The sequence below is a fragment of the Mycolicibacterium sp. P4_G11 genome, from assembly GCF_056555145.1.
On the sequence record NZ_JBFUJW010000004.1, the window covers coordinates 133,128 to 158,352 of the forward strand.

Below are 25,225 nucleotides of genomic sequence, written 5' to 3' on the forward strand. Positions count from 1 at the left end.
GGGCCGACCCCCTAGGTATTGCTACTCAAATTACGCTGACCTGCGGCGTTCCTGCCAGAGGACAGCGGCCAGGCAGACGGCCGCCAGGACGGCGATGACGACGGCGAAGCTGACCCCGGCCGCCTGCAGACCCCAACGCTGGGCGGCGAACCCGAGGCTGACGACCGGCAGCGAGATGGCCACGTAGGCCACCACGAAGTACGTCGAACTGACTTCGGCACGCCGCTCGGTCGGGGTGCCTTCGACGACGGCGGCCAGTCCGCGACTGAAGCTGATGCCCTGCCCGACGCCGGCCACTACGGCCGCGGCCAGCAGCCCCGCCAGTGACGAAAACTGCAGTGCCACAGCCAGGATCGCCATGCCCGCGACCAGGGTCGCGCAGCCCAGCGCGACGGCCCGCGGGGGATGGAGGCGTCGCCCGGCCAGCTGAGCGGCGGCCGAGGCACCGAAGATCGATGCGGCCACGGCGCCGCCGACGGCGTGGTTGTCGATGCCGATGACGCTGCTGACGAAGGACGGCGCCACCGCGGTGAACAGGCCCATCACCGCGAAGCCCGCGAAGGCGGCGGTGGCTGCGAGGACGAACGTCGCGCGGACTTCGGCGGGAACCGACAACCGCTGGAAACCGATGCGCCCGGTGCGGCTCGAGGTCTCCGGGACCAGCCAGACCGCCACGATGGCCAGCACGGCCAACACGATGTGCACGAGGAACGGCAGCTGCAACGGGTGTGGCAGGTACTGCACCAGCAGGCCGGCCACGACGGGTCCGGCGCCGAGCCCGCCGATGTTGGCGATGGTGGCACCGGCCGCGGCCTGCTCCCGGCGGGCCTCGGGCACGGACTCGACGACCGCCGCCGTCGCCGTGCCGGTGAAGATGCCCGCCGACAACCCGGACAACAACCTGCCCACCAGCAGCAACGGCACACTGTCGGCGTAGAGGAAGACGACGGCGCTCGCGATGGCGGCGAGCGCCCCCGCGATCAGTACCGGCCGACGGCCGACGGCGTCGGACCAGCGGCCGAACAGCAGCAGTGCGGCCAGCACGCCGATGGCGTACGCCGAGAAGATGACCGTCGTCGTCAGGACCGCGAAGTGCAGCTCGTGCGCGTAGAGGGCGTAGATCGGCGTCGGCAGCGTGGTGCCCAACATGATGGCGGCGAAGGCATAGGCCAGCAGCGGAAAGCCAAGGCGCGAGGTCACGGTTCGAGTTTGGAGCACGGGTAGGGCAACGCGGGCGGGACGCGCTGGCATTCCTTGGTCACCGCACTGTGCGGGGTGGCGCCGGCGAGGTCACCACGACCACGACGGCGGTGTCGTCGCCGACCTGGCGGAGCTTGTGCTGCGTGGCGGCGTCGAAATAGGCGCTGTCGCCCGTTGTCAGTTCCACGAGACGACCGTCGTAATTGAGTTCGATTGTCCCGGAGTGGACGAACACGAACTCCTGACCGGGGTGCGTCGGGTGGGCATGGGCGGCGAACTGGCGGCCGGGCCGCACCACGAACGGCGACATGGCCTTGCCCAGCATCCCTGACGCGATCGCGTGATTGCGGGCGGTGCCGCGATCGGCGGCGCGTTCGACGGTGAACGTGCTGACTTCCGGATCGTCGGAAAAGAGTTGCGCCACATCGACATCGAGCGTTCGGGAGATCTTGAGCGCCGCGGCGATCGACGGCACGCTCTGACCCCGCTCGACCTTGGACAGGTAGCTCTTGGTCAGCCCGGTGCCGGCTGCCAGCTCCTCCAGCGTCATCCCGCGTTGCTGGCGCACCGCACGCAACAAGCCACTCACGGAAGTGAGGATATCTCATTGACTGCATGACACTTTGTGTCCTATGGTCTGCAATGTGTCATAGAGGTGCGGCCACGCACCAAAGCTGAGGGGAGTTCCGATGACCGACACGATGCACGACTCCAAGGGTGAACTGATGCAGCGCGCCGAAGACGGACTGAACCGCCACATCGCGGAGTCCAACCTGAACGTCCGCGAGAAGCTGGCGCTCACCTGCCGGGCGCTGTTCGACGCCGGACACGACTCGGGCCTGGCCGGGCAGATCACCGCCCGCGCCGAGGAACCGGGCACCTACTACACCCAGCGGCTCGGCCTGGGCTTCGACGAGATCACCGCGGGCAACCTGCTGCTCGTCGACGAGGATCTCAACGTGCTCGACGGCGGCGGAATGGCCAACCCCGCCAACCGTTTTCACTCCTGGATCTACCGAGCCCGGCCGGACGTGAACTGCATCGTGCACACGCACCCGTTCCACGTCGCGGCGCTGTCGATGCTCGAAGTTCCGCTGATCGTCTCGCAGATGGACATCGCGCCGCTGTACGACGACTGCGCGTTCCTGGCGGACTGGCCCGGCGTGCCGGTGGGCAACGAGGAAGGCGAGATCATCTCCGGCGCGCTGGGGGACAAGAAGGCAATCCTGCTGGCCCACCACGGTCAGGTGGTGGCCGGGGCCAGCGTCGAGGAAGCCTGCTCGCTGGCCATGCTCATCGAACGCGGGGCCAAGCTCCAGTTGGCCGCCATGGCCGCCGGCACCATCGCCCCGCTGCCCGACCGGCTGGCCCGTGAAGCCCACGACTGGACGCTGACGCCCAAGCGCAGCGTCGCCAACTTCGCCTACTACGCACGGCGTGCCCTGGTGCGCCACGCCGACGCCCTCGACAACTGACGAACCCAGAAGGGACACGACCTCATGACCGATATCCACGGCATCATCGCCTACCCCATCACCCCGTTCACCGCTGACGGCGCCAACGTCGACACCGCCACGTTGGCGGGCGTCGTCGAGCAACTGGTCAGCACCGGCGCGCACGCCATCGCCCCGTTGGGCAGCACCGGAGAGTCGGCGTACCTCACCGAGGACGAGTTCGACGCCGTCGTCGACGCCACCGTCGGCACCGTCGACGGCCGGGTTCCCGTCATCGTCGGAGCGTCAGATCTGACCACCGCCAACACCATTCGGCGCGCGCGGTACGCGCAGCAGGCCGGCGCCGACGCCGTGATGGTGCTGCCGATCTCGTACTGGAAGCTGGGCGAGCGGGAGATTTTCCAGCACTACGCCAGCATCTCGGCCGCCGTGGACCTGCCGATCATGGTGTACAACAACCCCGCGACCAGCGGCATCGACATGCAACCCGAACTGCTGGTCCGGATGTTCAACGACATCGACAACGTCCGCATGGTCAAGGAGTCCACCGGCGACCTCACTCGGATGCTGCGGATCAAGGAGCTCTCCGGCGGCACGCTGCCGTTCTACAACGGCAGTAACCCGCTGGTGCTCGACGCCCTGCTGGCCGGCGCGTCCGGATGGTGCACCGCCGCACCGAATCTGCGTCCGCAGCCGTGCCTCGATCTGTACGACGCGGTGCGGTGCGGCGATCGGGCTCGCGCGCAGGAGATCTACGACGATCTCGCACCGCTGCTGCGCTTCATCGTCGCGGGCGGACTGCCGACGACCGTCAAAGCCGGACTGGATCTGTTGGGGCGCAATGCCGGGGCTCCGCGTCCGCCGCTGCTGCCGCTCGACGAGGCCGGCCGCGCTGAACTCAAGGACCTGCTCGCCGACGCGTGAGTGCGCCTATTCGACCGGGCAGGCGTACTTTCTGGCGACGTCCATCACCCGCTGCTGGGCGCCGGGGCCGATGACACCCTGCGCGGCCAGTTCCAGATTGATGTAGCCGGGGAGGCCGCCGATGCACGCCTGGTGCGCCACGCGCCACGCGGTATCCGGATTCAGGTTGTAGCCGTTGCGCTCCAGGCCCTGCATGTATTGGTCGAACTGCGGCGTGCCCTGGTCTGGTATGGCGCTGGCCGCGCCGGCCAGGGCAATGGCGGCAGCGATCGCTGCGATAAGAGCTGCGACTGCACGTCTCATGTCCGTCCCCCTACAGGCATGTACCGGTTACCGGCCTACACGTTCGCACATCGCACTCACGCAGAAACTCTGAACCGGCGTAATCGGGTTGCGGCTACCGGGGTCCTAAACTGGCGTGATGTCGAAGCTGCAGCTGGTTCAGGAGCCGTCCGCCGACGCACTGCTCGAGTCCAACCCGTTCGCGTTGTTGGTCGGAATGCTTCTTGATCAACAGATTCCGATGGAAGTGGCGTTCGCGGGGCCGAAGAAGCTGGAGGACCGCCTCGGTGGGCTGGAGGCCGGCGTCGTTGCCGACTACAACCCCGACAAATTCGCCGAGCTGTTCGCGCAAACCCCTGCGGTGCACCGGTTTCCGGGATCCATGGCCAAGCGGGTGCAAGCGCTGTCGCAGGTGATCGTCGACGAGTACGACGGCAACGCCGCCTCGCTGTGGACCACCGGCGACCCCGACGGCAAAGAGGTGCTGCGCAGGCTCAAGGCGCTGCCCGGGTTTGGTGAGCAGAAGGCCAAGATCTTCCTGGCGCTGCTGGGCAAGCAGTACGGCGTCACGCCCGAGGGCTGGCGCACCGCGGCCGGCGACTACGGCAAGCAGGGCACGCACATGTCCGTCGCCGACGTCGTCGACAAGGGCTCACTGGATCAGGTTCGCGCCTACAAGAAGCAGATGAAGGCAGCGGCCAAAGCGGCCAAAGCCTGAGCGTTGACTCCGCGCTCACGGTGACTTTTGTCGAGTAGCTGACGCCGTAAGCACAGGATCAACGCCGGGTTCTAGAGCGCGGGCCCGTCGAACCGGTCCCGGGTGGTGAACTCCGACACCGGACGGCGGGTCAGCTTCGTCACCTGCTTGACCGGCTTGCCCAGTGGCAGCATGCACGCCACCGCGTAGTTGTCCGGGATGCCGAGCAGTTCGCGCACCGCTGGCTCCTGCGCCACCACCATGGTCGTCAGCACGCCGCCGAAGCCCTCGTTGCGGGCGGCGAGCAGGATGCCCCAGACGAACGGGTAGATCGACGCCCCGCTGATCACGCCGATGCGATCCAGGTGCTGATCGAACGCCGCGGCCACGCCGAGGTCCAGACACACCACGAGCACCACCTCGGCGCCCAGCAGGGTGCCGGTGACCATGCCGTCGGGGACCGGAGTGGCCTCGACGACGGCGGGGTCAACGCCGCAGGGCCGCAATGGGTTCCATGGGCCTTCGCCGGCGGCGATCTGCGCGACGTACTGCCTGGCGCCGGGCTTGGAGAGTTCGCCCAGTTTCTTGCGCGTCTCGACGTCACGCACCGCGATCACCCGCGCGCCCTGCCGGTTGCCGCCACTCGGGGCGAAGCGGGCGTTGTCGAGGATCCGTTCGAGCACTTCGTCGGACAGGGGCTCGCCGCTGAACTTGCGGACGGCCCCGGTCGTGCGCATGACGTCGTAAATCTCCATACCGACCATCATGCGTATGCGAAGGTGATGTGTATGGCTAAGACACACTTGAATTGCCCCTGCGGCGAGGCGATCTCCGGCAGCGACGAGGACGATCTGGTCGAGAAGGCGCAGACCCATCTCGCCGAGCAGCACCCCGGTCGCGAGTACGACCGGGAAATGATTCTGTTCATGGCTTACTGAGCCAATAAAAAGCGAGCGTGGCTGCCGTCGGGGGCAGCCCCGGCCGTCATACTGACGAGCGTGACGCCGAGAAAGGCAGGGGAGCCGACTCCGGAGCGGGGATGGCTCACGCCGAAGCAGCAGCGGGCCTGGGTGGCCTACATGCGGGTGCAGCTGCGGATGAATTACGAGATGAACCGGCAGCTGCAAGCCGACACGGGGCTGTCCCTGGCTGACTACGACGTGCTGGTCGCGCTCAGTGGCGACCACGGTGGCGGCCTGCGGGTCGGCGACTTGGCGGCGCAGATCGGCTGGGAACGTAGCCGGCTCTCACACCAACTGCGGCGCATGGAAGAACGCGGCTTGACTGAGCGTCAGCCGAGCGCCGAGGACGGCCGCACCACCAATGTCGTGCTGACCGTCAACGGTCGGCGGGCGATCGCCGACGCCGCACCCGGACATGTCGATCTGGTGCGCAGTCTGTTCTTCGATCCGCTGCCGGAGAACTTGCTCGGGCCGTTTACCGCGGCGTTGGAGCACATCCACGTCAACCTCGATCATCACAGCTCGCTTCCGCCCTCACCGGGCTAGAATTAGGTGATAAATCACCTATAGGAGTGCCATGAGTGAAATCATCGTCGGTCTGATGGAAGCCAATCTGCTGGCTGTGTTCAACGAGCGTGACCCGCAGCTCCGCGCCGCTGCGATCGCCGAGACCTACGCGGACGACGTGACGTGGACCGATGACGAAGGCATCGCCGTCGGCCACGACCAGCTGAATGCCAAGGCGGCTGAGCTGCAGGAGAAGTTGCCCGGCCTGCACTTCGTGAAAGCTGGCCCGGTCCGGCAGACCCGTGGCCTGGGTTTCCTGGCGTGGGAGGTTCACGCCCCGGACCACGCCACGGTGGCGTCGGGCTTCGACGTCGCCGAGGTCGTCGACGAACGCATCATCCGGTTGTGGACGGTGTTGAATGATGCGGAATAGGTGACACATCACCTAAGTTGATACGGGTGGAACTACAGCCACACAGAAACGGAGCCCGATCATGGGACAGCTCGACGGCAAGACGGCACTGGTAACCGGAGGAACGTCGGGCATCGGCCTGGCGACCGCAAAGCGCCTCGCGGATGAGGGCGCGTACGTCTTCATCACCGGACGTGATCGCACTCGGCTCGACGAGGCGGCCGCGTCCATCGGCGCGCACGGTGTGCAGAGCGACATCAGCAAGCCCGAAGAACTCGACGTCCTGGCCGCCGAAATCGCCAAGCACGGCAAAGGACTCGACGTCGTCTTCGCCAATGCCGGCGGCGGCGACTTCGCCACCCTCGCCGACGTGACGCCGCAGCACTACCGGGACAACTTCGATCGCAATGTGGCCGGCACGGTGTTCACCGTGCAGAAGACGCTGCCGCTGCTCAACGACGGGGCGTCGATCATCCTCGCCGGGTCCACCGCCGCCTCCGAGGGCGTTCCTGCATTCGGCCTCTACGCCGCGTCCAAAGCCGCCATCCGGTCTCTGGGTCGCACGTGGGCGGCGGAGCTGGCCGATCGCAACATCCGGGTCAATACCGTCATCCCGGGCCCGATCGAAACTCCAGGACTCACCGGCTTGGCGCCGGCCGAGCAGAAACAAGATCTACTCGACGGCATGGCTGCTCAGGTGCCGATGAAGAGGCTGGGGCGCCCCGAGGAGATCGCCGCAGCGGTGCTCTTCCTGGCCTCGGACCAGAGCAGCTTCATGACCGGGGCGGAGCTGGCCGTCGACGGTGGCCAGATCCAGCTCTAGAAACACGTCGAGACGACGCCCCGTGGGCGTCACCTGACCGAAGATCGTCGACATGATGCTGCCCGAGCCGGTGTCGACGATGGCGGTCAGCGTCGTCGGCCCCTGCGGGTTGATGTCGGCCTGCGGCTTGAGGGTCGCGCTGCCCGACTTGCCCGTGGTCAGGTTGACCCAGGTGACATTCAGCGGCAGCTTCTGCTCGGCCGCCGGGCCGGGCGTGCCGACCGCGGTGAACACGTAGGCGGTCTGACCGGGGCCGGGGCCCGGGGTCGGAATCTTGGCGGGGCCGGCCACGGTGATGGCCGTCCCGAGGACGTTGCCGCCGTCGGCCTGGCAGCCGTTGCTGATCGACGGGTACATGAAGTCCTGCGTGATCGGCGTGCCCGGTCCGAACGCCCCGGCCGGAGCCGGCGCCGCTGCGGGTGCCGCAGCAGGTGCGGCTTCGGGAGCCGGGACCGTCGCCGCGGCCTGGGTGACCGGGGCGGACGCCGGAGCGGCTTCGGGAGCAGGAGCCGGTGCCGGCGCGGGGGCCGGAGCCGCGGCAGGTGCCGGTGCCGGTGCAGCTTCAGGGGCCGGAGCCGGAGCAGCTTCAGCCACCGGGCCAACAGCGTGCACCGGGTCGACGCCGGCAGGCAGGTGGGCCTCGACTCCCGGCACCGCGCCGGGTGCCGGCACGTGCGGGGCTTCCGGTGCGGCCGCGAACTGGTTCACGGCGTTGGCCAGATTCTTCGAATCCGACGGTGCGGCCTGGCTGCCGGCGAACGCCCGGGCTGCTGCCATGAGCAGCTCCGCGGCGCCCGCCGGATCAGCGGCGGCCTGCTGGATCACCGGGGCGAGAGTCTGCATGGCCGGCAGGCCAGGAGCCTGGAGGCCATCGATGGGCAGCGGCAACGGCAGTGGCGACGTCGGATCAGCGTGAGCGACGGTGGCCGCGCTGATCGTGAGTGCGACGGATGCGCCAAGCGCGATGAACAGCTTCCTCGATTGCATGTCTCTCCCCGGTTTCGTATCGGTTATCTGGTTACGGTGCGGATCACGGCAAGCCGGAGGTGATGACCGGCGCGAGGCTGGTCAGGCTCATGATCCCGGGCACGATGCCCGGGATGGCCTGCGCCGCGGGTGCGGCAGCCGCCACGGCGGCGGGTGCGGTGGCCAGCGGAGACGCAGCAGCCGGAGCGGCAGCCAACGGCGCGGCGAGCGGAGCCGTAGCGGCGGCCAGCGGAGCTGCGGCAGCAGGAGCAGCAGCGGCGAGCGGAGCAGCCAGCGGTGCCGCTGCGGCCGCGAGCGGTGCGGTGGCGGCGGCCAGCGGTGAGGTGGCGGTCGTCGCAGCGGCAACCGGAGCGGCAACAGCCGGCTGCGGCAGCAGGTTCGCCAGCGGCATACCGGCCGGCAGTAGCGAGGTCAGGTCACCCGGGAAGGCGATCTGCTTCGGCAGCGGCACCGGCGAGCCCGGAATCTGCGGCAGGTTGATGTTGGCCGACGGGATGATGCCCTGGGCCGGGGCGGCAGCTGCGGGTGCAGCGGCTGCCGGAGCGGTGGCGGCGGGGACCAGGTTCTGCGGCAGGGTCACCGACGCGGTGGCGGCGGGAGCAGCCGGAGCGGCAGCCGGCGCGCCGGACGTCAGGGCCTGCGTGACCCCCGACAGCGCCTGGACGGGAGCTTGGGCGAGTTCATTCACCAGCGGCGTGCCGGGCACGACGGGTGCTGGGGCCGCGGGGGCCGGGTCGGCGGCGGCGACAGCGCTCAGCGCGATCGCCACCGGGACTGCGCCGGCGGCGGCAATCATGCTGGTGGCCAACAGTTTTCCAGTGGTGCGGTTGCGCATGTGAGGGGTCCTCCCGGTACAGGTGTGGCGCGTCAGTACCGAAGGTATGCCGTTACTGGTGTTACTCAAGTGACACGTGTGGCATTTATAGATCCGTTACTGACCCGAAGGCGAAGGGAGACCGACCGTTACAGTCGTGCGATAAACACCGCCACGCGATCCGTCCTGCGCTGGGCGCCACTGATGCTGGCGCTCAGCGTCGCTGCGCGCTTCGCCTGGACCTACCTCGTGCCCAACGGGGCCAACTTCGTCGACCTCCACGTCTACGTCGGCGGCGCGGCGACGCTCGGCAGCGGCCACCCGCTGTACGACTACGTCTACGCCGACCAGACGCCGGACTTCCCGCTGCCGTTCACCTATCCGCCGTTCGCCGCCGTGCTGTTCTATCCGCTGCACTTCGTGCCGTTCGATTTGCTGGCGTTCTGCTGGCAAGTGGGGATCATCGGTGCGCTGTACGGCGTGGTGTGGATCAGCTTGCGGCTCATCGGGTTAGGCGATCCCGCGCACCGGCTGGCCATGGCGTGGACGGCCGTCGGCATCTGGACCGAGCCGCTGCGCAGCACCTTCGACTACGGGCAGATCAATGTCATCCTCGTGCTGGGCGCGCTCTATGCGGTCTACAGCACCCGCTGGTGGTGGTCCGGTCTGCTGGTCGGCCTGGCCGCCGGAGTGAAGCTGACGCCCGCGGTGACGGGGCTCTACTTCGTGGGCGTCCGGCGTTGGGGTGTGGCGGTGTTCGCGGCCGTGACGTTCGCCGGCACCGTGCTGGTGTCGTGGCTGGTGCTGCGCGGTCAGGCGCTCTACTACTTCACCGATCTGCTGGGCGACGCCAATCGCATCGGCCCCGTCGCGACGTCGTTCAATCAGTCCTGGCGCGGCGCGATCTCACGAATCGTCGGGCACGACGCCGGTTTCGAGCCGGCGGTGGTGATCGCGGTGGCGCTGACGGCCGTCGTCGCAGTGTTCGCCTGGCGCGCCGTCTACGGCCCCGACCGGCCCGATCGACTGGGTGCGCTGCTGGTGGTGCAGTTGTTCGGGCTGCTCTTCTCGCCGATCTCGTGGACCCACCACTGGGTGTGGCTGATCCCGTTGATGATGTGGCTGTGGCACGGGCCGTTCGCGGCGCTGGCCAGCGCGCGGGCGTTGCGCTGGACCTGGCTGGTGCTGCTGCTGGTCGGGGTGCCGTGGCTGCTGAGCTTCGCGCAGCCGACGATCTGGGTGATCAGCCGCCCGTGGTACCTGGCGTGGGCGGGTCTGATCTACCCGGTGATGACGTTGGTGACGCTGGCGTGGATGGCTAAACGACGAGTCCGTTGATGTCCTCGGCCATCGCGACATCCTTGTCGGTGATGCCGCCCTCTGAATGCGTGACCAGAACGAAAGTGACTGTCCGCCAACGGATGTCGATGTCCGGGTGATGGTCCTTGGCTTCGGCGTGGATCGCCACCCGGCGCACGGCATCGATGCCGTCGAGGAACGTCGGGAACTTCACGGACCTGCGTAGTGCGCCGTCGGCTCGTTCCCAGCCCCCGGGCAGTGCGGCGTCTACTTGTTCATCGGTGAGGACGGCCATGGGTTCGAACGTACTCCCGCCCAAACCCCTACGCCGAGCGTGCGGGCTGCCGGTGGTGATCGCGGCGCGTCATCTCGGTAGCCGCCACGTTCGACGTTCGGCTTGGCCGCAGCGAGTGCCTCGCGGCCTGTGGATAACTGCGGTTCGAATTGGCGTTCCTGTCGGTGCCGGCTCCGAAAGTAGCGGTATGGATGAACCATTCCGCGGGTCACACGCGTTGCGCGCCGGCACGCTCACCGAACATCGACTCCGTAACTACTACCGTGCGGTCTTTCGCGATGTATACGTAGCCGGCGACGCGGTCATGACCGCTGGGCTCAAGGCCCGGGCAGCATGGCTGGCGGCCGGGCCCGGTGCGGTCCTGGCGGGCGTATCCGCGGCGGCGGTTCATCGCGTTGAATGGCTCGACCCAGGACTTCCGGCAGTCGTCGTGCGCGACGATCGGCACCGCCCGTCGGGATTGGTTGTCCACTCGTATGACCTTGCGCCGGAAGAAGTTTGCACCGTGGACTGCATGCGGGTCACGACGCCGGCGCGTACGGCTCTCGACATCGGACGGCTGCTGCCGGCGGCCGACGCGGTTCCGATTCTCGATGCGCTGATCCGATCTACCGGGCTGGTGACCTCGGATGTCTGGGCCATCGCAGACGCTCGCCCGGGCCTGCGTGGCGTCCGAAAACTGGGCGCCACGGTCGGGATTGCCGACGGTGGAGCCGAGACGCCGCTTCAGTCGCGTGTCCGGACGCTGCTGGCGAACGCGTATCTACCCCGCCTGGAAACCCAGATCGTGTTGGGCGACGAGCTCGGGCCTGTGTTCACCCGGGCTCACATGGGGTGGCGGCATTGGCAGGTGGTCGTGCAATGCGACGAGGACCTCGACTGGACCTTGGAACGACGGTCACGGCAATTCGAGTACACGGAGGACCTGGCACGAATCGGGTGGCGCAATGTGTGGGTGACGGCGCCCATGATGAGTCAACCGCAACGAGTGGTGTGGCGTGTCAAGGACGCGATTCAGGCTGTGCGACGACGGCTACCGCTGGCGCGCTCCGTCGAAGGTGGTGCCCAGCGGTGACGACACGCGGGGAGTGGCCACGGTTATCCCCACACTCGACGTAGGAAGCCGGACGGCAAGTAGGTTCAGAGCCGTGATCGTCGTCGCAGGTGCGCTCATCGCCGACGCCAAACTGTTGGTCGCTCAGCGCAATCGGCCGCCGGAGCTGGCGGGTCTCTGGGAGCTGCCGGGCGGGAAGGTGGCGCCAGGGGAAAGCGACGAGCAGGCGCTGGCCCGCGAACTCCAGGAAGAACTCGGCGTCGAGGTGACTGTCGGGAAGAAGCTGGGCGAGGACGTGCCGTTGTCCGACACCGTCACGTTGCGGGCGTACCGGGTGTCGACCAACGACGCGCCCCACGCCCACGATCATCACGCCGTGCGCTGGGTGGGCACCGACGAACTCGACGAGCTGCCCTGGGTGCCGGCGGACCGGGCGTGGCTCGCAGAACTGAAGGTCGCGCTGGCTCAGTAGTGCAGCTTGTCGCCGACGACGCGCGTCGACGCCATCGCGCTGCCGTGCTGCGCGGTGTAGAGCGGATGTAGCAGCGCCGGGTACTTGCAATGCGGGCAGTCGGTCTTCGGCTTGTTCACCGTGGAGAACGCCAAATGGTGACACGCAGCACACCGCACCACGAAGAATCCGCCTGCCCAATTGGCCAAACCGGCGAATATCGCGGCCGTTGCGCCGAGTGCCAGAACGAATCCGACGACACCGGTCAGCACTTCGTAGATTGTCATGACGACGACCTCCTCGCGCTCGTTCCCTGGAACTGACGAGACGCTTCCACGGTACGCGCGATGCGAATAAAGAGGCAGGTCAATCGCTATATATCAAGCCTTGCGGGCGCGCTTGTAAACCTTCTCGAGATCCTTGCCGTGGATCCCGTGGTGCGCCGCTTTCTGGACCTTGTGCAGCACCAGCGGACACCGCTTGCACCGGGGCTTGCTGCGGCAGCACTTCTTCTTCGGTTTAGCCCCGGCTAGCTTGCTGGCCTTCATCGACTAGCAGTTTTGCCAGGCCGCCCGCAGTTTCGCAAACCGACCCCCTCGCTGCGACAATCTCTGACGTGAGTGAGCAGCCCAAATTCCGCAATGTTGCCATCGTCGCGCACGTCGACCACGGCAAGACGACGCTCGTCGACGCCATGCTGCGGCAGTCCGGCGCCCTGACGCACCGCGGCGACGACGCTGTCGAGCGACTGATGGACTCCGGTGACCTGGAGAAGGAAAAGGGCATCACGATCCTGGCCAAGAACACCGCGGTGCACCGGCACCACGCGGACGGGACCATGACGGTGATCAACGTCATCGACACCCCGGGCCACGCCGACTTCGGTGGTGAGGTCGAGCGCGGCCTGTCCATGGTCGACGGTGTCGTGCTGCTGGTCGACGCGTCCGAAGGCCCGCTGCCGCAGACCCGTTTCGTGCTGCGCAAGGCGCTGGCCGCCCACCTTCCGGTGCTGCTGGTGGTCAACAAGACCGACCGGCCCGACGCACGCATCGCCGAGGTCGTCGAAGAGAGCCACGACCTGCTGCTCGACGTCGCGTCCGACCTGGACGAGGAAGCCCAGGCGGCCGCCGAGAAGGCACTGGACCTGCCGACGCTGTACGCGTCGGGCCGGGCTGGTATCGCCTCGACCACGCAGCCCGCCAACGGCGAAAACCCCGATGGCGAGAACCTCGATCCGCTGTTCGACGTGCTGCTCGAGCACATCCCGCCGCCAGCCGGCAACCCCGAAGCCCCGCTGCAGGCCCTGGTCACCAACCTCGACGCGTCGGCCTTCCTGGGTCGTCTGGCGCTGGTCCGTATCTACAACGGCAAGATCAAGAAGGGCCAGCAGGTGGCCTGGATGCGCGAGGTCGACGGCCATCCGGTGATCACCAACGCCAAGATCACCGAGCTGCTGGTCACCGAGGGCGTGGAACGCACCGCGACCGCGGAAGCCGTCGCCGGCGACATCGTCGCCGTCGCGGGTATGCCGGAGATCATGATCGGCGACACCCTCGCCGATGTAGACCATGCGCACGCGCTGCCCCGCATCACCGTTGACGAGCCCGCCATCTCGGTGACCATCGGCACCAACAGCTCGCCGCTGGCGGGCAAGGTCTCCGGTCACAAGCTGACGGCGCGAATGGTCAAGTCCCGCTTGGATTCCGAGCTGGTCGGCAACGTGTCCATCAAGGTCGTCGACATCGGCCGCCCGGATGCCTGGGAGGTCCAGGGCCGTGGTGAGCTGGCGCTGGCCGTGCTGGTCGAGCAGATGCGCCGCGAAGGCTTCGAGATGACCGTCGGCAAGCCGCAGGTGGTCACCCGCCAGGTCGACGGCAAGCTGCACGAGCCGTTCGAGGCCATGACCATCGACTGTCCCGAAGAGTTCGTCGGCGCCATCACGCAGCTGATGGCCGCCCGCAAGGGCCGCATGGAAGAGATGACCAACCACGCCGCCGGGTGGGTCCGCATGGACTTCATCGTGCCGTCGCGTGGCCTGATCGGCTTCCGCACCGACTTCCTGACCCTGACGCGCGGCACCGGCATCGCCAACGCCGTGTTCGACGGCTACCGCCCGTGGGCCGGCGAGATCCGCGCCCGGCACACCGGCTCGCTGGTCTCCGACCGCACCGGCTCGGTGACCCCGTTCGCCATGATCCAGCTGGCCGACCGCGGTCAGTTCTTCGTCGAGCCCGGCCAGGACACCTACGAGGGCCAGGTCGTGGGCATCAACCCGCGCGCCGAGGACCTGGACATCAACGTCACCCGCGAAAAGAAGCTGACGAACATGCGCAGCTCGACCGCAGACGTGATGGAGACGCTGGCGCGGCCGCTGGAGCTCGGCCTGGAACAGGCCATGGAGTTCTGCGCCGAGGACGAGTGCGTCGAGGTCACCCCCGAGATCGTGCGCGTGCGCAAGGTCGAGCTGACCGCCAGCCTCCGTGCCCGGGCCAAGTCCCGCGAGAAGGCTCGCAACAACTAACGAACGACGCTCACCGGCCGGTTAGTACACGCAATTCACGAAAAAGCGTGCGCTAACTGGCCGTTCGGCGTTCGAGCCAGGCCACGCCGTCCTGGGCTGCTTTGATCAGCGCACCGCGTTCACCGAAGTACGTCGAGACGGCGCCGACCCACGGCAGCGCACTCAGGCGCTGCCACCACTTCGTCGGCTGCGGCCGCTTGGCGATCTCGTCGAACGTCGCGCGCAGGATCCCGGCCAGCTGCCACACGGTCCGCACGACGACCACCGGCATCGACGACGTGATGGCCTCCAGCGGCTTCCAGCCCGGCGGCGGTGCTTCGGGGAGCGGCGCGGGTTCCTGTGCCGGTACGTCGAAGTCTTCCGGCAGCTGCCGCCCGCACAACACGTCGGCCAGCAGGCGCACCTGCTCACGTTGATCGGTGACGCCGTATTCGCGAGCCACCGCGCACAACACGATGGCGTCGTTGACGAAGCCGGCCAGTTCGCTCACCGGCAGGACCCGGGCCAGCCAGCCGAAGGCGCCCGGCGTGGCCACCAGCAGCGTGTTCAAGGCGCCGACGCGGTGCACCCACCAGTGGATGCGCTCGTCGCGGCTCAGCCGGCCCCAGGCGGCGGTGCCGGGGAGGTCGGCGGCGTTCATCAGCTGGGCGCCCGCATTCATGGCGAAGTCCGTGGCGCTGGGGTTGCGACCGGCCCGAGCACGCCGCAGCCGCAGCCGCAGCCGACGGACCCGGTCGCTCAATCCGCGGGGCGGATGCAGCAACCGGTGCGTGCGTTTGCGCAGCCCGATGGGATCGGCCTGCGACAGCACATTGAGCAGCGGGTTGATGACCGCGACCGCGCGGCTCAGGGCATCGGCGACGTCGGCATCGGAAAGCGGGGTGTACGGCTTCGGCAGCAGGCCCATACCGCTGATTGTGGACTACATCGGCGGCGAGCGGAGCGACAGGGATTTGCCGCGGGGCATCGGCTGGTGGTTCGGCCCTGCCCTGCGGATACCCTGAACGGCGTGCCGACCGCCCGCCGCCAGCTGATGACGACAGGCGCACTGGTGTCAGTTCTGGCGCTGGCCGGCTGCACCGTCAGCCCACCGCCCGCTCCGCGCAGCACCGAGACGACCAAGACCGTCGTCCCACCGCCGCCCAAGATGAGCCAGATCATCATGGCCATCGACTGGATCGGCCCCGGGTTCAACCCGCATCTGCAGTCCGATCAGTCGCCGGTCAACGCAGCGATCTCCGCGCTGGTCCTGCCGAGCTCGTTCCGGCCCATCGCCGATCCGGCGTCGCCGTCGGGATCGCGCTGGGAACTCGACCCGTCGTTGCTGTTGTCGGCCGAGGTGACCAACCAGAGCCCGTTCACCGTCACGTACAAGATCCGCCCCGAGGCGCAGTGGACCGACAACGCGCCCATCGCCGCCGACGACTACTGGTACCAGTGGCGGCAGATGGTCAGCCAGCCCGGCGTCGTCGACCCGGCCGGCTACGACCTGGTGACCGGCGTCCAGTCCGTCGACGGCGGCAAGACGGCCGTGGTGACCTTCGCCCGCCCGTACCCGGCCTGGCGGGAACTGTTCAACAACATCCTGCCCGCGCACATCGTCAAGGACGTGCCGGGTGGTTTCGGCGCCGGCCTCGCCCGGGCCATGCCGGTCACCGGCGGCCAGTTCCGGGTCGAGAGCATCGATCCGCAGCGCGACGAAATCCTGCTGGCGCGCAACGACCGCTACTGGAGCGTGCCGTCGGTGCCCGACCAGGTGCTGTTCCGGCGCGGGGGTTCGCCTGCGGCCCTTGCTGATTCGATTCGTAACCGGGACACCCAGGTGGCTCAGGTGCACGGCGGGCAGGCGACGTTCGCGCAACTGGCGGCCATTCCGGGCGTGCGCACCGCGCGGATCGTCACCCCGCGGGTCATGCAGCTGACGCTGCGCGCGCAGCGACCGGGACTGACCGATACCCAGGTCCGCAAGGCGCTGCTGGGTCTGCTCGATGTCGGCCTGCTGGCGGCGGTCGGCGCGGGTAGCGACAACACCGTCACGTTGGCGCAGGCGCAGGTGCGGACGCCGTCCGACCCCGGTTATGTGCCGACGGCGCCGCCGGCGCTGGACCGCAATGCCGCGATGGACCTGCTGCACCAGGTCGGGTACAACGTCGAGTCCGCGGTCGCACCGCCGTCGCTGCCCGGCACGCCACCGCCGCCGGGCCACGATCGGCTGGTCAAGGACGGCACGCCGCTGGGGCTGGCCATCGGTGTCGCCGCCAATGACCCGACCTCGGTCGCGGTGGCGAACACGGCCGCCGACCAACTGCGCAGCGTCGGAATCGAGGCCACGGTGCTGGCCATGGATCCCGTGGCGCTGTACGCGGACGGGCTCGAGCGCGTCGACGCGATCGTCGGCTGGCGGCACGCCGGCGGCGACCTGGCGACGGTGCTGGCATCGCGCTACGGCTGCCCGGGTCTGGACGCGACGGCGGTGTCGACCGCGACGACCCCGGCACCCACTCCGCAGCCGACGTCGACCTCCAAAACCGTTGCGCCGCAGCCGCCGACGCCTTCGGTGACGTCGACTGCACCGACCATTCCGCTGCCCAAGCCGCTCGGCGGCGATCAGCTGGTGCAGGCGCCCAGTAACTTGACCGGCATCTGCGACCACGCGATCCAGCCCAAGATCGACGCGGCCCTTGCCGGCACCGAGAAGATCGCCGACGTACTGAACGAGTTGGAGCCCAAGCTCTGGGCGATGGAGACGGTGCTGCCGATCCTGCAGGACACCACGATCGTCGCGGCCGGGCCGACGGTGCAGAACGTCAGCCTCACCGGCGCGGTCCCGGTCGGGATCGTGGGCGACGCCGGCAAGTGGGTCAAGGTTCCTTGAGCTGTTCCTGAGCCGGCTTCGGCTCGGGAGCTTTCGTCCGGGCCGCCGACTGTTCTCGTAGCAGCCGGATGCCGTGCGACGAGTACGCAGCGACTGCGAAAACCAGCAGCAGCCACACCGGTGGATGTGCCAGCTCCCAGACGAACAGCGCCGCGAATGCCGGTGCCCGCTGGGTGATCGCGAGGACGCCCGCCGCGCATGTGAGGGCCACCGCGGGCACGTGCAGGTGCGTGTCCGCCAGGCCATTGAGGGCGAACGTGGCGACGGTGCCCGCGGCCGCGCCGGTGGCCAGTGCCGGGGTGATCATGCCGCCGACCGCGCCGACCCGCAGATACAGCGCGGTGAGCAGTGGTTTGAGCACCAGGAGAACCGCTGCGGCGGCGAGGCTCAGCTGGGCATCGACGCTGACGATCAGCACGCTGCGGCCGTTCCCGGGCAGTTCGGGACGGTAGATCGAGCAGATGCCGGTGATCAGCCCGGCCAGCGCGACGCCAGGGACGAGCACCCAGGAGGTCAGCTGCGGCTTCGGGCCGGCGACCGCCATCAGCCGGTTGAAGGCCAGGCCGATCACCACCGCAAGCGGTGCGATGGCCAACGCCAGCATGGTGAATTGGTACGACAGTGCCGGTTCCGGCCAGGTGAGGTCGCGCTCGAAATGGGTGACGGGGTGCGACACCGCGACCGCCAGGCTCGACGTGATGAGGGCCGTGCCGACGACCTTGGGGTGCCAGGTGCCCATCATGACGCGAGCGGCGAAGAACGCGCCGCCCAGCGGCACGCTGTACACCGCGCCCAGCCCGGCGCCCGCGGCGCAGGAGAGCAGAATCTCGCGGTCGCGGGCGGTCAGCGTCCCCATGGTCGACGCGGTGAGCCGCCCGAGCCACGTCGTGCCGTAACTGCTGAGGACCGCGGCCAATTGGCGCGGCGCCGTCTCCCGGCCCAGCGAGGCACCGGACCCGACCACCAGGGCCTGCAACGCCGCGTCGGCCGCCATCGGCAGATGCTGCATCGGCTTCTTCCCTGCGATGGTCGCCGACAGCGACGGCGTCCCATATCGCCGCCGCAGAAGCCACCAACCGAGTCCGGCCAGCGCCCCGCCGATCGCCGGTGCCAGCGCGCGCCGAACCGGCGAGCTGGCGCCGATGCCGTCGAGCAGGAGACCGTACGAATAGTGGTAGGCGAGATGTTCGACGGCGTGCAGCAGCGAGACCGTCAGCGCACCCGCGACCCCGGCGAGCAGGCCGGTGAGCAGCACCGCACTGCCGAACTCGAGCGCACGTCGCGTCACCCGGCGAATGTATGCCAGCCTGGGGGATATGGAGACCCCACGGCTGCTGTTCGTCCACGCCCATCCGGACGACGAGACACTGACTACCGGAGCGACCATCGCGCACTACGCGGCCCGCGGCGCCGACGTGCGGGTGCTCACCTGCACGCTGGGTGAAGAGGGTGAGGTCATCGGTTCGCAGTGGGCGCAGTTGGCGGCCGACGGAGCCGACCAGCTGGGCGGCTACCGCATCATCGAATTGTCCTCGGCGCTCAAGGAATTGGGCGTCGACCATCCTCGGTACCTGGGTGGGGCCGGCCGTTGGCGGGACTCTGGGATGGCCGGCAGCCCGGCGCGGCACCGGACCCGCTTCGCGGACGCCGACATGGACGAGGCCGTCGCTGAGCTGGTGGCCGTGCTGCGGGACTTCCGCCCGCACGTCGTCGTCACCTACGACCCCAACGGCGGCTACGGGCACCCTGACCACATCCAGGCTCACCGCGTGACGACGGCCGCGGTCGCCGCGTCATCGGGCGACGGTCATCCGGGGGAGCCGTGGCAGGTGCCGAAGTTCTACTGGACCGTGATGGACGGCGAGACGATGGCCGAGGGCCTGGCGTCGTTGGACAGTATGGAGCTGCCCAACGACTGGGTGCGGATTCCGGCGAGTGCCCTGGAGTTCGTGCTCGATCACCCCATCGACGCCATCATCGATATCCCGGAGACCCTGCCGGCCAAGGTCGCGGCCATGCGCGCACACCAGACTCAGGTGACGGTCGAGCCGAGTGGCCGGGTGTTCGCCCTGTCCAACAACATCGCGCTGCCGATCACCGCGTGCGAACACTATGTCTTGGTGGAGGGCACGGCGGGCGAACGCGACGCCCGCGGTTTGGAAACTGACCTACTCAGCGGGATAAACCTGGCGTGACACCCGGATCGGGGGGAGTAGGGTGACCGCCATGGACTCGGATCTGGATCCCAACTTGCAGCACCTGCAGGGCCTTGGCGACAACTATCAGTGGGTCGTCGGCTCGCTGGTTTCGCTGCTCGACAGCATCCCGACCTGACATCAGCTCCGCCGCGCGCCGACCCCGGTCGGATGCGTGCCTTCGTTCTCGGTGTTCTCGCGCTCGACGGCGCCTTGTCGGCCATCGCCGGTGCACTGTTTCTGCCGCTCTACCTCGGCCCGGTGCCGTTCCCGATCAGTGCCCTGATCAGTGGACTGGTGAACGCCGCCCTGGTCTGGGCGGCGCTGCAGTGGACAACCAACTCCCGCTTGGCCGCGCTCCCGATGTGGATCTGGCTGTCGACTGTCGTGATTCTGCTGCTCGGTGGGCCCGGCGATGACGTCGTGTTCGGCGGCCGCGGAATCATGCAGGCATCGCCGTTGATCTTCTTGCTGCTCGGGGCGACACCGCCCGGCGTGGTGCTGTGGCGGCATGCCCGGCGGCGCGCTGAAATGCCGGGGTAGCGGCCGGAATCCGGTCTCTCTACACAACTCTCGCCCAGAGCCGTCAAATTTCCCTGACGCGTCAGGGAAAGCTGACGGCTCCCGATCGAACGTGTGGCAACGGCAGCCGACACTGCGCGTAGCCGGCGAAACCCGGCAGGTTCAGCCCTTGGCGGCGTGGCCTTCCGAGCCCGCATGCTGGCCTGAGTTGGCATTGGACGACTGCCCAGCGCCCCTCTCACCCTTGGTGCCCTTTGTGCCCTTGCCGGGCTTCGTCGTTCCGGTAGTGCCGGTTTCGCCCGCGGCCTGGTTGTCCCCGGCGTTCTTGGTCCCGGTCTTGTCACCGGTCTTCTTGCCGCGGGTCTTGACGGGCTTGGGCGCCTTGACCTCGTCCTGCTGCTGGGCAGCCGGTCCATCGGTGTCGCCCGCGGCCGGAGCGCCCGGCTTCGGGTCGGCCTTGGGCTCGGTTTTGGGCTCTGTCTTCAGATCCGTCTTGGGGTCGGTCTTGGGTTCGGCCTTCGGCTCTGTCTTGGGCTCGGCCTTGGGTTCGGCCTTCGGCTCTGCCTTGGGGTCGGCCTTCGGTTCGCCGGCCTGCGGGTCCGTCGGCTGGCCGGCCTCGGTGCCCTCCGTCTGCGTGCCCTTTTCGTCGGCCTTGCCCTTGTCCTCGACCTTGGCCGGCGTCTCCGAAGGCTTCTCGGTCGGCTTCTCGGCGGGGGCCCCGGTCTGCGCGGCGGTTGGCGCGATCTTGCTCGTCGGGTCGGTCTTCTCAGCGGTCTTGGCCGGGGCGAAGCCGGCAGCCAGGCTGGTCAGCGCGGTCTGGACGGACTTGGCCAGGGACTCGAGGGTGGGCGTCGTGGCCGCGAGCGGACCGATCGGCGGAAACGGCGGAATCGGCGGGATGAGCCAGCCGAAGAAGTAGTTGAACTCAGAGATGCCGAAGTTGATGACCGGCGGAATCGACATCCGGACCACGTTGCGGATGGCCTGGGTCCACACGAACAGGTTCAGCGGATCGTTCACGATCGGAACGACGGCCTGATAGAAGATGTTGTCGGAGATCGGCCTGATCAGCGTGTAGTAGAAGATGTCGGTCTGCGCGGCGATCGCGCCCGAGAACGGGACGAACCACCCCGCCCAGTACAAAAGGTCGGTCGCGTAGTCGACGCCCCAGTCGACCCAGGCCTGGATTCCCGTGTACGCGTTGATGAGCCAGTCGCTGGCCGCGTTCTGCGCGCCGACGACGGGCGCGGCGGCCAATGGCGCCGCGGCCAACGGGTTCGGTCCGACCTTGGGTACGACGCCCGCGGCGGGCAGCTTGGGCGGCGCCGGCGGGGTCATATTGCTGGCCGCGGCCAGCAGCTTCACCATGGCCTCGGTCAGGTGCGGTTGGGCAGTGGTCGGGTGCGCGGGGACTGCGACGTCGGCGGGAACGACCTGAATCGGGGTCAGCGCCAGAGCTGTGGCGGTCGCCGCGGCGGCGCCCGCCACCAGATATGAACGAACAGAAACGGACACCATGACTCCTTGAAACGATCGCGTCCCGACCCTCTGAACTTACGCGGTCGTCACTAAAATCTTCCAGTAGTCTGCGCGTTTGCTGTATGTGTCGGGGTATGGGGCCCGCGACGCGCCGACGAGCTGGCGCTACTGTGGCCGGTATGCCAGGCGCAGTGGTTTCAGAATGTGAGACGCGTGGATGAACGCCGACACCACCGGGGTTACACGGAAGTGGCTCTGAACCCCCCGAACGGCGCAGACCTGCCTCTCCCCGTGGTCCCACCGCTCGCCGCGCCGTCATCGTCCGCGTTACGCCGCGTCCTGCGCCGCGCGCGTGACGGTGTTTCGCTCAATGTGGACGAGGCCGCCATCGCGATGACGGCCCGCGGCGACGACCTCGTCGACCTCTGCGCCAGCGCCGCCCGCGTCCGTGACGCCGGGCTGGAAGCGGCGGGCCGGCGAGGTGCGAACGGCCGGCTGCCGGTCTCGTATTCGCGCAAGGTTTTCATCCCCGTCACCCACCTGTGCCGTGACACCTGCCATTACTGCACGTTCGTGACGGTGCCCGGCAAGCTGCGCGCGCAGGGCATGGGCATGTTCATGGAGCCCGACGAGATTCTCGACGTGGCCCGCCGCGGCGCCGAGTTGGGTTGCCAGGAGGCGCTTTTCACCCTGGGTGACCGCCCGGAGGACCGGTGGGACGAAGCCAAGCAATGGCTCGACGAACGTGGCTATGACTCCACCCTCGATTACGTGCGCGCCATGGCGATTCGCGTCCTCGAGGAAACCGGACTGCTGCCGCACCTGAACCCCGGCGTGATGAGCTGGTCGGAACTGTCGCGGCTCAAGCCGGTCGCGCCGTCCATGGGCATGATGCTCGAGACCACGTCGCGCCGCCTGTTCGAGACCAAGGGCCTGGCGCACTACGGCAGCCCCGACAAGGACCCGGCAGTCCGGCTGCGCACGCTCGACGACGCCGGCCGGCTGTCGATCCCGTTCACCACCGGTCTGTTGGTCGGTATCGGTGAGAACCTCACCGAGCGGGCCGAGACCATGCACGCGATCCGCAAGTCCCACAAGGAATTCGGGCACGTGCAGGAAGTCATCGTGCAGAACTTCCGGGCCAAGGACCACACCGCCATGGCCGCGACGCCCGACGCCGGGATCGACGATTTCCTGGCCACCATCGCGGTGACCCGCCTGGTGCTCGGACCCAAGATGCGGATCCAGGCGCCGCCGAACCTGGTGTCCCGCGAAGAATGCCTGGCGCTGATCGGCGCCGGCGTCGACGACTGGGGCGGCGTCTCACCGCTGACCCCCGACCACGTCAACCCGGAACGGCCCTGGCCGGCCCTCGACGATCTGGCCGACATCACTGCTGGAGCCGGCTATGACCTGGTGCAGCGACTGACGGCGCAGCCGTCGTACGTGCAGGCCGGGGCGGCGTGGATCGACCCGCGCGTGCGCGGACACGTGGATGCCCTGGCCGACCCTGAGACCGGGTGGGCGCGCGACGTCAACCCGGTCGGTATGCCGTGGCAGGAACCCGACGAGGCCTCGGAGTCGTTGGGCCGCACCGATCTGCACACCGCCATCGACACCGAGGGCCGGCTGACCGAGACGCGCAGCGACCTCGGTAGCGCGTTCGGCGACTGGGAGTCCATTCGGGAGAAGGTCTCCGAGCTGGCGGCCCGCGCCCCGGAACGCATCGACACCGACGTGCTCGCCGCGCTGCGTGCGGCGGAACGCAATCCGGGCGGCTGCAGCGACGACGAGTACCTGGCGCTGGCCACGGCCGACGGTCCGGCGCTGGAAGCTGTTGCAGCACTGGCGGATTCGCTGCGGCGGGATGTCATGGGCGACGACGTCACGTTCGTCGTCAACCGGAACATCAACTTCACCAACATCTGCTACACCGGGTGCCGCTTCTGCGCCTTCGCGCAGCGCAAGGGTGACGCCGACGCGTACTCGCTGTCGACCGACGAGGTGGCCGACCGCGCCTGGGAGGCGCACGTCGCCGGAGCCACCGAGGTCTGCATGCAGGGTGGCATCGACCCCGAGCTACCCGTCACCGGCTACGCCGATCTCGTGCGTGCGGTGAAGAAGCGGGTGCCGTCGATGCACGTGCATGCCTTCTCGCCCATGGAGATTGCCAACGGTGTGACCCGCAGTGGAATGTCGACGCGCGAGTGGCTGACGTCGCTGCGCGAGGCGGGCCTGGACACCATCCCGGGCACCGCCGCCGAGATTCTCGACGACGAGGTCCGCTGGGTGCTGACCAAGGGCAAGCTGCCGACCGCCGAGTGGATCAACGTGGTGACCACCGCGCACGAAGTGGGTCTGCGGTCGTCGTCGACGATGATGTACGGGCACGTCGACACCCCGAAGCACTGGGTGGGGCACCTCAACGTGCTGCGTGGAATCCAGGACCGCACAGGCGGTTTCACCGAGTTCGTGCCGCTGCCGTTCGTGCACCAGTCGTCGCCGCTGTATCTGGCCGGTGGCGCGCGCCCGGGGCCGACGCACCGCGACAACCGCGCGGTGCACGCACTGGCGCGGATCATGCTGCACGGCAGGATCCCCAGCATCCAGACCTCGTGGGTCAAGCTCGGGGTCGAGCGAACCCAGGTGATGCTCCAGGGCGGCGCCAACGACCTGGGCGGCACTCTGATGGAGGAGACCATCTCCCGCATGGCGGGTTCGGAGAACGGGTCCGCCAAGACCGTCGCCGAGCTGGTCGCCATCGCCGAAGGCATCGGCCGCCCGGCCCGCCAGCGCAGCACCGACTACTCACCGCTGGCCGCCTAACTGCGAGCCGGCCTGGGGGCACCTCCCGCTTGCGGGGGAGTCGGTACGGGCTTTCGCGGTGTGTCGCGTGCATTCTGCGCACGCTCGCGAGCGGTGAGTGTCACGCTGTGATGCGTGAACATGATCGGTGACCTGCCCGCTCATCCGTTGCTCGTGCACGCGATCGTCGTCCTCGCGCCGCTGACGGCCGTCCTGACAATCCTGTGCGGAGTGTGGACGGCCGCGCGGGAGCGGCTGGTGTGGCTGACGCTGGCGCTGTCCGTGGTGACGGTCGTGCTGACCCCATTCGCCATCGAGGCCGGCGAGGCGCTGATTCACCAGCTACCCAAGAGTCCCGTCCTGCGTGAGCACGCCGAACTCGGCGACACCGCAATCTTTTTCGTCATCGGCCTGCTGGTGGTGTCGTTGGCGCTGACCTTCTTGCACCGTTGGGGCATGCGACTCGGGGACAAGGAGAAGCTGGCCCGCGTCGTGGTGGCGGTACTGGCCGTGGTCGTCGGTGTGGCGACGATTTACCAGATCGTGCGGATCGGGCATACCGGTGCGCGTGCGGTCTGGGGCGGATTCAGCTTGTAGTAGTTCCGCTCGCGAGCAGACGCAAAACTGTCGAATTTCCGGGGAAATCGACAGTTTTGCGTCTGCTCGC

28 protein-coding genes and 1 pseudogene are annotated in these 25,225 nt (G+C 68.3%); 16 read left to right on the forward strand and 13 right to left on the reverse strand.

Features of this window, described 5'->3' with window-relative positions; all coding sequences use genetic code 11:
* Nucleotides 1-30 precede the first annotated feature (30 nt).
* Nucleotides 31-1,251, reverse strand: coding sequence for an MFS transporter (locus tag AC1U2B_RS10175; RefSeq protein WP_480216712.1), 1,221 nt, complete (start codon nucleotides 1,249-1,251; stop codon nucleotides 31-33).
* Nucleotides 1,252-1,258: 7 nt separating this feature from the next.
* Nucleotides 1,259-1,789 carry a helix-turn-helix domain-containing protein gene (locus AC1U2B_RS10180; protein WP_480216713.1) on the reverse strand — a complete coding sequence of 177 codons (531 nt, stop codon included), beginning with the start codon at nucleotides 1,787-1,789 and terminating at the stop codon, nucleotides 1,259-1,261.
* Nucleotides 1,790-1,889: 100 nt separating this feature from the next.
* Between AC1U2B_RS10180 and AC1U2B_RS10185 the strand changes: the two genes are divergently transcribed.
* Nucleotides 1,890-2,675, forward strand: a complete 786-nt coding sequence (locus tag AC1U2B_RS10185; protein WP_480216714.1) for an aldolase — start codon at nucleotides 1,890-1,892, stop codon at nucleotides 2,673-2,675.
* 24 nt (nucleotides 2,676-2,699) lie between these two features.
* On the forward strand, nucleotides 2,700-3,578 hold the full coding sequence (locus tag AC1U2B_RS10190) for a dihydrodipicolinate synthase family protein (RefSeq protein WP_480216715.1): 879 nt from the start codon (nucleotides 2,700-2,702) through the stop codon (nucleotides 3,576-3,578).
* A 6-nt stretch (nucleotides 3,579-3,584) separates the two neighbouring features.
* Here the strand turns inward: AC1U2B_RS10190 and AC1U2B_RS10195 are convergent, their stop codons facing one another.
* Nucleotides 3,585-3,881, reverse strand: a complete 297-nt coding sequence (locus AC1U2B_RS10195; protein WP_043395587.1) for a hypothetical protein — start codon at nucleotides 3,879-3,881, stop codon at nucleotides 3,585-3,587.
* Nucleotides 3,882-3,999: 118 nt separating this feature from the next.
* Between AC1U2B_RS10195 and AC1U2B_RS10200 the strand changes: the two genes are divergently transcribed.
* Nucleotides 4,000-4,578, forward strand: coding sequence for an HhH-GPD-type base excision DNA repair protein (locus AC1U2B_RS10200; RefSeq protein ID WP_043395583.1), 579 nt, complete (start codon nucleotides 4,000-4,002; stop codon nucleotides 4,576-4,578).
* A gap of 71 nt (nucleotides 4,579-4,649) precedes the next feature.
* Here the strand turns inward: AC1U2B_RS10200 and AC1U2B_RS10205 are convergent, their stop codons facing one another.
* Nucleotides 4,650-5,312 carry a nitroreductase family protein gene (locus tag AC1U2B_RS10205; RefSeq protein WP_260943088.1) on the reverse strand — a complete coding sequence of 221 codons (663 nt, stop codon included), beginning with the start codon at nucleotides 5,310-5,312 and terminating at the stop codon, nucleotides 4,650-4,652.
* 33 nt (nucleotides 5,313-5,345) lie between these two features.
* Here AC1U2B_RS10205 and AC1U2B_RS10210 point away from each other — a divergent pair, with 33 nt between their 5' ends.
* The 4 genes from AC1U2B_RS10210 to AC1U2B_RS10225 all read left to right on the forward strand — a co-directional run bounded on the left by AC1U2B_RS10210 (nucleotide 5,346) and on the right by AC1U2B_RS10225 (nucleotide 7,261).
* On the forward strand, nucleotides 5,346-5,495 hold the full coding sequence (locus AC1U2B_RS10210; protein ID WP_071289247.1) for a DUF1059 domain-containing protein: 150 nt from the start codon (nucleotides 5,346-5,348) through the stop codon (nucleotides 5,493-5,495).
* A 141-nt stretch (nucleotides 5,496-5,636) separates the two neighbouring features.
* Nucleotides 5,637-6,065: a MarR family winged helix-turn-helix transcriptional regulator gene (locus AC1U2B_RS10215; RefSeq protein ID WP_480216858.1), complete on the forward strand. Its 429-nt coding sequence runs from the start codon at nucleotides 5,637-5,639 to the stop codon at nucleotides 6,063-6,065.
* Between the two features lie 31 nt (nucleotides 6,066-6,096).
* On the forward strand, nucleotides 6,097-6,459 hold the full coding sequence (locus AC1U2B_RS10220) for a nuclear transport factor 2 family protein (protein ID WP_480216716.1): 363 nt from the start codon (nucleotides 6,097-6,099) through the stop codon (nucleotides 6,457-6,459).
* Between the two features lie 61 nt (nucleotides 6,460-6,520).
* Nucleotides 6,521-7,261 carry an SDR family NAD(P)-dependent oxidoreductase gene (locus tag AC1U2B_RS10225; RefSeq protein WP_043984830.1) on the forward strand — a complete coding sequence of 247 codons (741 nt, stop codon included), beginning with the start codon at nucleotides 6,521-6,523 and terminating at the stop codon, nucleotides 7,259-7,261.
* Nucleotides 7,262-7,273: 12 nt separating this feature from the next.
* On the opposite strand, the pseudogene AC1U2B_RS10230 reads toward AC1U2B_RS10225, so the two are convergent.
* Together AC1U2B_RS10230 and AC1U2B_RS10235 are read right to left on the reverse strand one after the other, a co-directional pair.
* A pseudogene (locus tag AC1U2B_RS10230) lies at nucleotides 7,274-8,248 on the reverse strand (Rv1157c family protein); the annotation flags it as partial.
* A 43-nt stretch (nucleotides 8,249-8,291) separates the two neighbouring features.
* Complete coding sequence (locus AC1U2B_RS10235; protein ID WP_480216717.1) at nucleotides 8,292-9,083, reverse strand: hypothetical protein; 792 nt, start codon at nucleotides 9,081-9,083, stop codon at nucleotides 8,292-8,294.
* 183 nt (nucleotides 9,084-9,266) lie between these two features.
* On the opposite strand from AC1U2B_RS10235, the gene AC1U2B_RS10240 reads away from it, so the two are divergent.
* Nucleotides 9,267-10,400, forward strand: coding sequence for a mannosyltransferase (locus AC1U2B_RS10240; RefSeq protein ID WP_480216718.1), 1,134 nt, complete (start codon nucleotides 9,267-9,269; stop codon nucleotides 10,398-10,400).
* Here the strand turns inward: AC1U2B_RS10240 and AC1U2B_RS10245 are convergent.
* Complete coding sequence (locus AC1U2B_RS10245; RefSeq protein WP_043395575.1) at nucleotides 10,381-10,656, reverse strand: 4a-hydroxytetrahydrobiopterin dehydratase; 276 nt, start codon at nucleotides 10,654-10,656, stop codon at nucleotides 10,381-10,383. The genes AC1U2B_RS10240 and AC1U2B_RS10245 overlap by 20 nt on opposite strands.
* A gap of 208 nt (nucleotides 10,657-10,864) precedes the next feature.
* Nucleotides 10,865-11,128, reverse strand: coding sequence for a hypothetical protein (locus AC1U2B_RS10250; protein ID WP_480216719.1), 264 nt, complete (start codon nucleotides 11,126-11,128; stop codon nucleotides 10,865-10,867).
* A gap of 42 nt (nucleotides 11,129-11,170) precedes the next feature.
* Here AC1U2B_RS10250 and AC1U2B_RS10255 point away from each other — a divergent pair, with 42 nt between their 5' ends.
* Nucleotides 11,171-11,731 (forward strand): hypothetical protein, encoded by a 561-nt coding sequence (locus AC1U2B_RS10255; RefSeq protein WP_480216720.1) that lies wholly within the window; start codon nucleotides 11,171-11,173, stop codon nucleotides 11,729-11,731.
* A gap of 73 nt (nucleotides 11,732-11,804) precedes the next feature.
* Nucleotides 11,805-12,182: a (deoxy)nucleoside triphosphate pyrophosphohydrolase gene (locus tag AC1U2B_RS10260; RefSeq protein ID WP_480216721.1), complete on the forward strand. Its 378-nt coding sequence runs from the start codon at nucleotides 11,805-11,807 to the stop codon at nucleotides 12,180-12,182.
* On the opposite strand, the gene AC1U2B_RS10265 is transcribed toward AC1U2B_RS10260, so the two are convergent.
* Nucleotides 12,176-12,448: a hypothetical protein gene (locus AC1U2B_RS10265; RefSeq protein WP_418003204.1), complete on the reverse strand. Its 273-nt coding sequence runs from the start codon at nucleotides 12,446-12,448 to the stop codon at nucleotides 12,176-12,178. The two genes, AC1U2B_RS10260 and AC1U2B_RS10265, sit on opposite strands and share 7 nt — an antisense overlap.
* 93 nt (nucleotides 12,449-12,541) lie before the next feature.
* Entirely contained in the window at nucleotides 12,542-12,709 is a 168-nt protein-coding gene (locus tag AC1U2B_RS10270; protein WP_110767632.1) for a hypothetical protein, read from the reverse strand.
* Between the two features lie 68 nt (nucleotides 12,710-12,777).
* Between AC1U2B_RS10270 and typA the strand changes: the two genes are divergently transcribed.
* Entirely contained in the window at nucleotides 12,778-14,682 is a 1,905-nt protein-coding gene (gene typA, locus AC1U2B_RS10275) for a translational GTPase TypA (RefSeq protein ID WP_043395565.1), read from the forward strand.
* Nucleotides 14,683-14,734: 52 nt separating this feature from the next.
* Here typA and AC1U2B_RS10280 read toward each other — a convergent pair whose 3' ends face one another.
* Nucleotides 14,735-15,589 (reverse strand): hypothetical protein, encoded by an 855-nt coding sequence (locus tag AC1U2B_RS10280; RefSeq protein WP_480216722.1) that lies wholly within the window; start codon nucleotides 15,587-15,589, stop codon nucleotides 14,735-14,737.
* Nucleotides 15,590-15,715: 126 nt separating this feature from the next.
* Between AC1U2B_RS10280 and AC1U2B_RS10285 the strand changes: the two genes are divergently transcribed.
* Nucleotides 15,716-17,557, forward strand: a complete 1,842-nt coding sequence (locus AC1U2B_RS10285) for an ABC transporter family substrate-binding protein (protein WP_480216859.1) — start codon at nucleotides 15,716-15,718, stop codon at nucleotides 17,555-17,557.
* Here the strand turns inward: AC1U2B_RS10285 and AC1U2B_RS10290 are convergent.
* Nucleotides 17,544-18,845, reverse strand: a complete 1,302-nt coding sequence (locus tag AC1U2B_RS10290; RefSeq protein ID WP_480216723.1) for a chloride channel protein — start codon at nucleotides 18,843-18,845, stop codon at nucleotides 17,544-17,546. The genes AC1U2B_RS10285 and AC1U2B_RS10290 overlap by 14 nt on opposite strands.
* Nucleotides 18,846-18,873: 28 nt before the next feature.
* Here AC1U2B_RS10290 and mshB point away from each other — a divergent pair, with 28 nt between their 5' ends.
* Both mshB and AC1U2B_RS10300 read left to right on the forward strand, forming a co-directional pair.
* Complete coding sequence (mshB, locus tag AC1U2B_RS10295; RefSeq protein ID WP_480216724.1) at nucleotides 18,874-19,752, forward strand: N-acetyl-1-D-myo-inositol-2-amino-2-deoxy-alpha-D-glucopyranoside deacetylase; 879 nt, start codon at nucleotides 18,874-18,876, stop codon at nucleotides 19,750-19,752.
* A 90-nt stretch (nucleotides 19,753-19,842) separates the two neighbouring features.
* Entirely contained in the window at nucleotides 19,843-20,295 is a 453-nt protein-coding gene (locus tag AC1U2B_RS10300) for a hypothetical protein (RefSeq protein ID WP_480216725.1), read from the forward strand.
* Nucleotides 20,296-20,436: 141 nt separating this feature from the next.
* Here the strand turns inward: AC1U2B_RS10300 and AC1U2B_RS10305 are convergent, their stop codons facing one another.
* Nucleotides 20,437-21,789 carry a hypothetical protein gene (locus AC1U2B_RS10305; RefSeq protein ID WP_480216726.1) on the reverse strand — a complete coding sequence of 451 codons (1,353 nt, stop codon included), beginning with the start codon at nucleotides 21,787-21,789 and terminating at the stop codon, nucleotides 20,437-20,439.
* A gap of 213 nt (nucleotides 21,790-22,002) precedes the next feature.
* Here AC1U2B_RS10305 and AC1U2B_RS10310 point away from each other — a divergent pair, with 213 nt between their 5' ends.
* Nucleotides 22,003-24,579 (forward strand): bifunctional FO biosynthesis protein CofGH, encoded by a 2,577-nt coding sequence (locus AC1U2B_RS10310; protein WP_480216727.1) that lies wholly within the window; start codon nucleotides 22,003-22,005, stop codon nucleotides 24,577-24,579.
* A gap of 120 nt (nucleotides 24,580-24,699) precedes the next feature.
* Complete coding sequence (locus AC1U2B_RS10315; RefSeq protein ID WP_480216860.1) at nucleotides 24,700-25,155, forward strand: DUF2231 domain-containing protein; 456 nt, start codon at nucleotides 24,700-24,702, stop codon at nucleotides 25,153-25,155.
* The last annotated feature ends 70 nt before the right edge of the window (nucleotides 25,156-25,225 follow it).

Bases quoted from the DNA above. Each gene is read 5' to 3' on its own strand.
- AC1U2B_RS10175 (WP_480216712.1), bottom strand. From the start codon at position 1,251: ATGCCAGCGCGTCCCGCCCGCGTTGCCCTACCCGTGCTCCAAACTCGA.
- AC1U2B_RS10185 (WP_480216714.1), top strand. From the start codon at position 1,890: ATGACCGACACGATGCACGACTCCAAGGGTGAACTGATGCAGCGCGCC.
- AC1U2B_RS10190 (WP_480216715.1), top strand. From the start codon at position 2,700: ATGACCGATATCCACGGCATCATCGCCTACCCCATCACCCCGTTCACC.
- AC1U2B_RS10195 (WP_043395587.1), bottom strand. From the start codon at position 3,881: ATGAGACGTGCAGTCGCAGCTCTTATCGCAGCGATCGCTGCCGCCATT.
- AC1U2B_RS10200 (WP_043395583.1), top strand. From the start codon at position 4,000: ATGTCGAAGCTGCAGCTGGTTCAGGAGCCGTCCGCCGACGCACTGCTC.
- AC1U2B_RS10205 (WP_260943088.1), bottom strand. From the start codon at position 5,312: ATGGAGATTTACGACGTCATGCGCACGACCGGGGCCGTCCGCAAGTTC.
- AC1U2B_RS10210 (WP_071289247.1), top strand. From the start codon at position 5,346: ATGGCTAAGACACACTTGAATTGCCCCTGCGGCGAGGCGATCTCCGGC.
- AC1U2B_RS10215 (WP_480216858.1), top strand. From the start codon at position 5,637: ATGCGGGTGCAGCTGCGGATGAATTACGAGATGAACCGGCAGCTGCAA.
- AC1U2B_RS10220 (WP_480216716.1), top strand. From the start codon at position 6,097: ATGAGTGAAATCATCGTCGGTCTGATGGAAGCCAATCTGCTGGCTGTG.
- AC1U2B_RS10225 (WP_043984830.1), top strand. From the start codon at position 6,521: ATGGGACAGCTCGACGGCAAGACGGCACTGGTAACCGGAGGAACGTCG.
- AC1U2B_RS10235 (WP_480216717.1), bottom strand. From the start codon at position 9,083: ATGCGCAACCGCACCACTGGAAAACTGTTGGCCACCAGCATGATTGCC.
- AC1U2B_RS10240 (WP_480216718.1), top strand. From the start codon at position 9,267: ATGCTGGCGCTCAGCGTCGCTGCGCGCTTCGCCTGGACCTACCTCGTG.
- AC1U2B_RS10245 (WP_043395575.1), bottom strand. From the start codon at position 10,656: ATGGCCGTCCTCACCGATGAACAAGTAGACGCCGCACTGCCCGGGGGC.
- AC1U2B_RS10255 (WP_480216720.1), top strand. From the start codon at position 11,171: ATGCGGGTCACGACGCCGGCGCGTACGGCTCTCGACATCGGACGGCTG.
- AC1U2B_RS10265 (WP_418003204.1), bottom strand. From the start codon at position 12,448: ATGACAATCTACGAAGTGCTGACCGGTGTCGTCGGATTCGTTCTGGCA.
- AC1U2B_RS10270 (WP_110767632.1), bottom strand. From the start codon at position 12,709: ATGAAGGCCAGCAAGCTAGCCGGGGCTAAACCGAAGAAGAAGTGCTGC.
- AC1U2B_RS10280 (WP_480216722.1), bottom strand. From the start codon at position 15,589: ATGGGCCTGCTGCCGAAGCCGTACACCCCGCTTTCCGATGCCGACGTC.
- AC1U2B_RS10285 (WP_480216859.1), top strand. From the start codon at position 15,716: ATGACGACAGGCGCACTGGTGTCAGTTCTGGCGCTGGCCGGCTGCACC.
- mshB (WP_480216724.1), top strand. From the start codon at position 18,874: ATGGAGACCCCACGGCTGCTGTTCGTCCACGCCCATCCGGACGACGAG.
- AC1U2B_RS10315 (WP_480216860.1), top strand. From the start codon at position 24,700: ATGATCGGTGACCTGCCCGCTCATCCGTTGCTCGTGCACGCGATCGTC.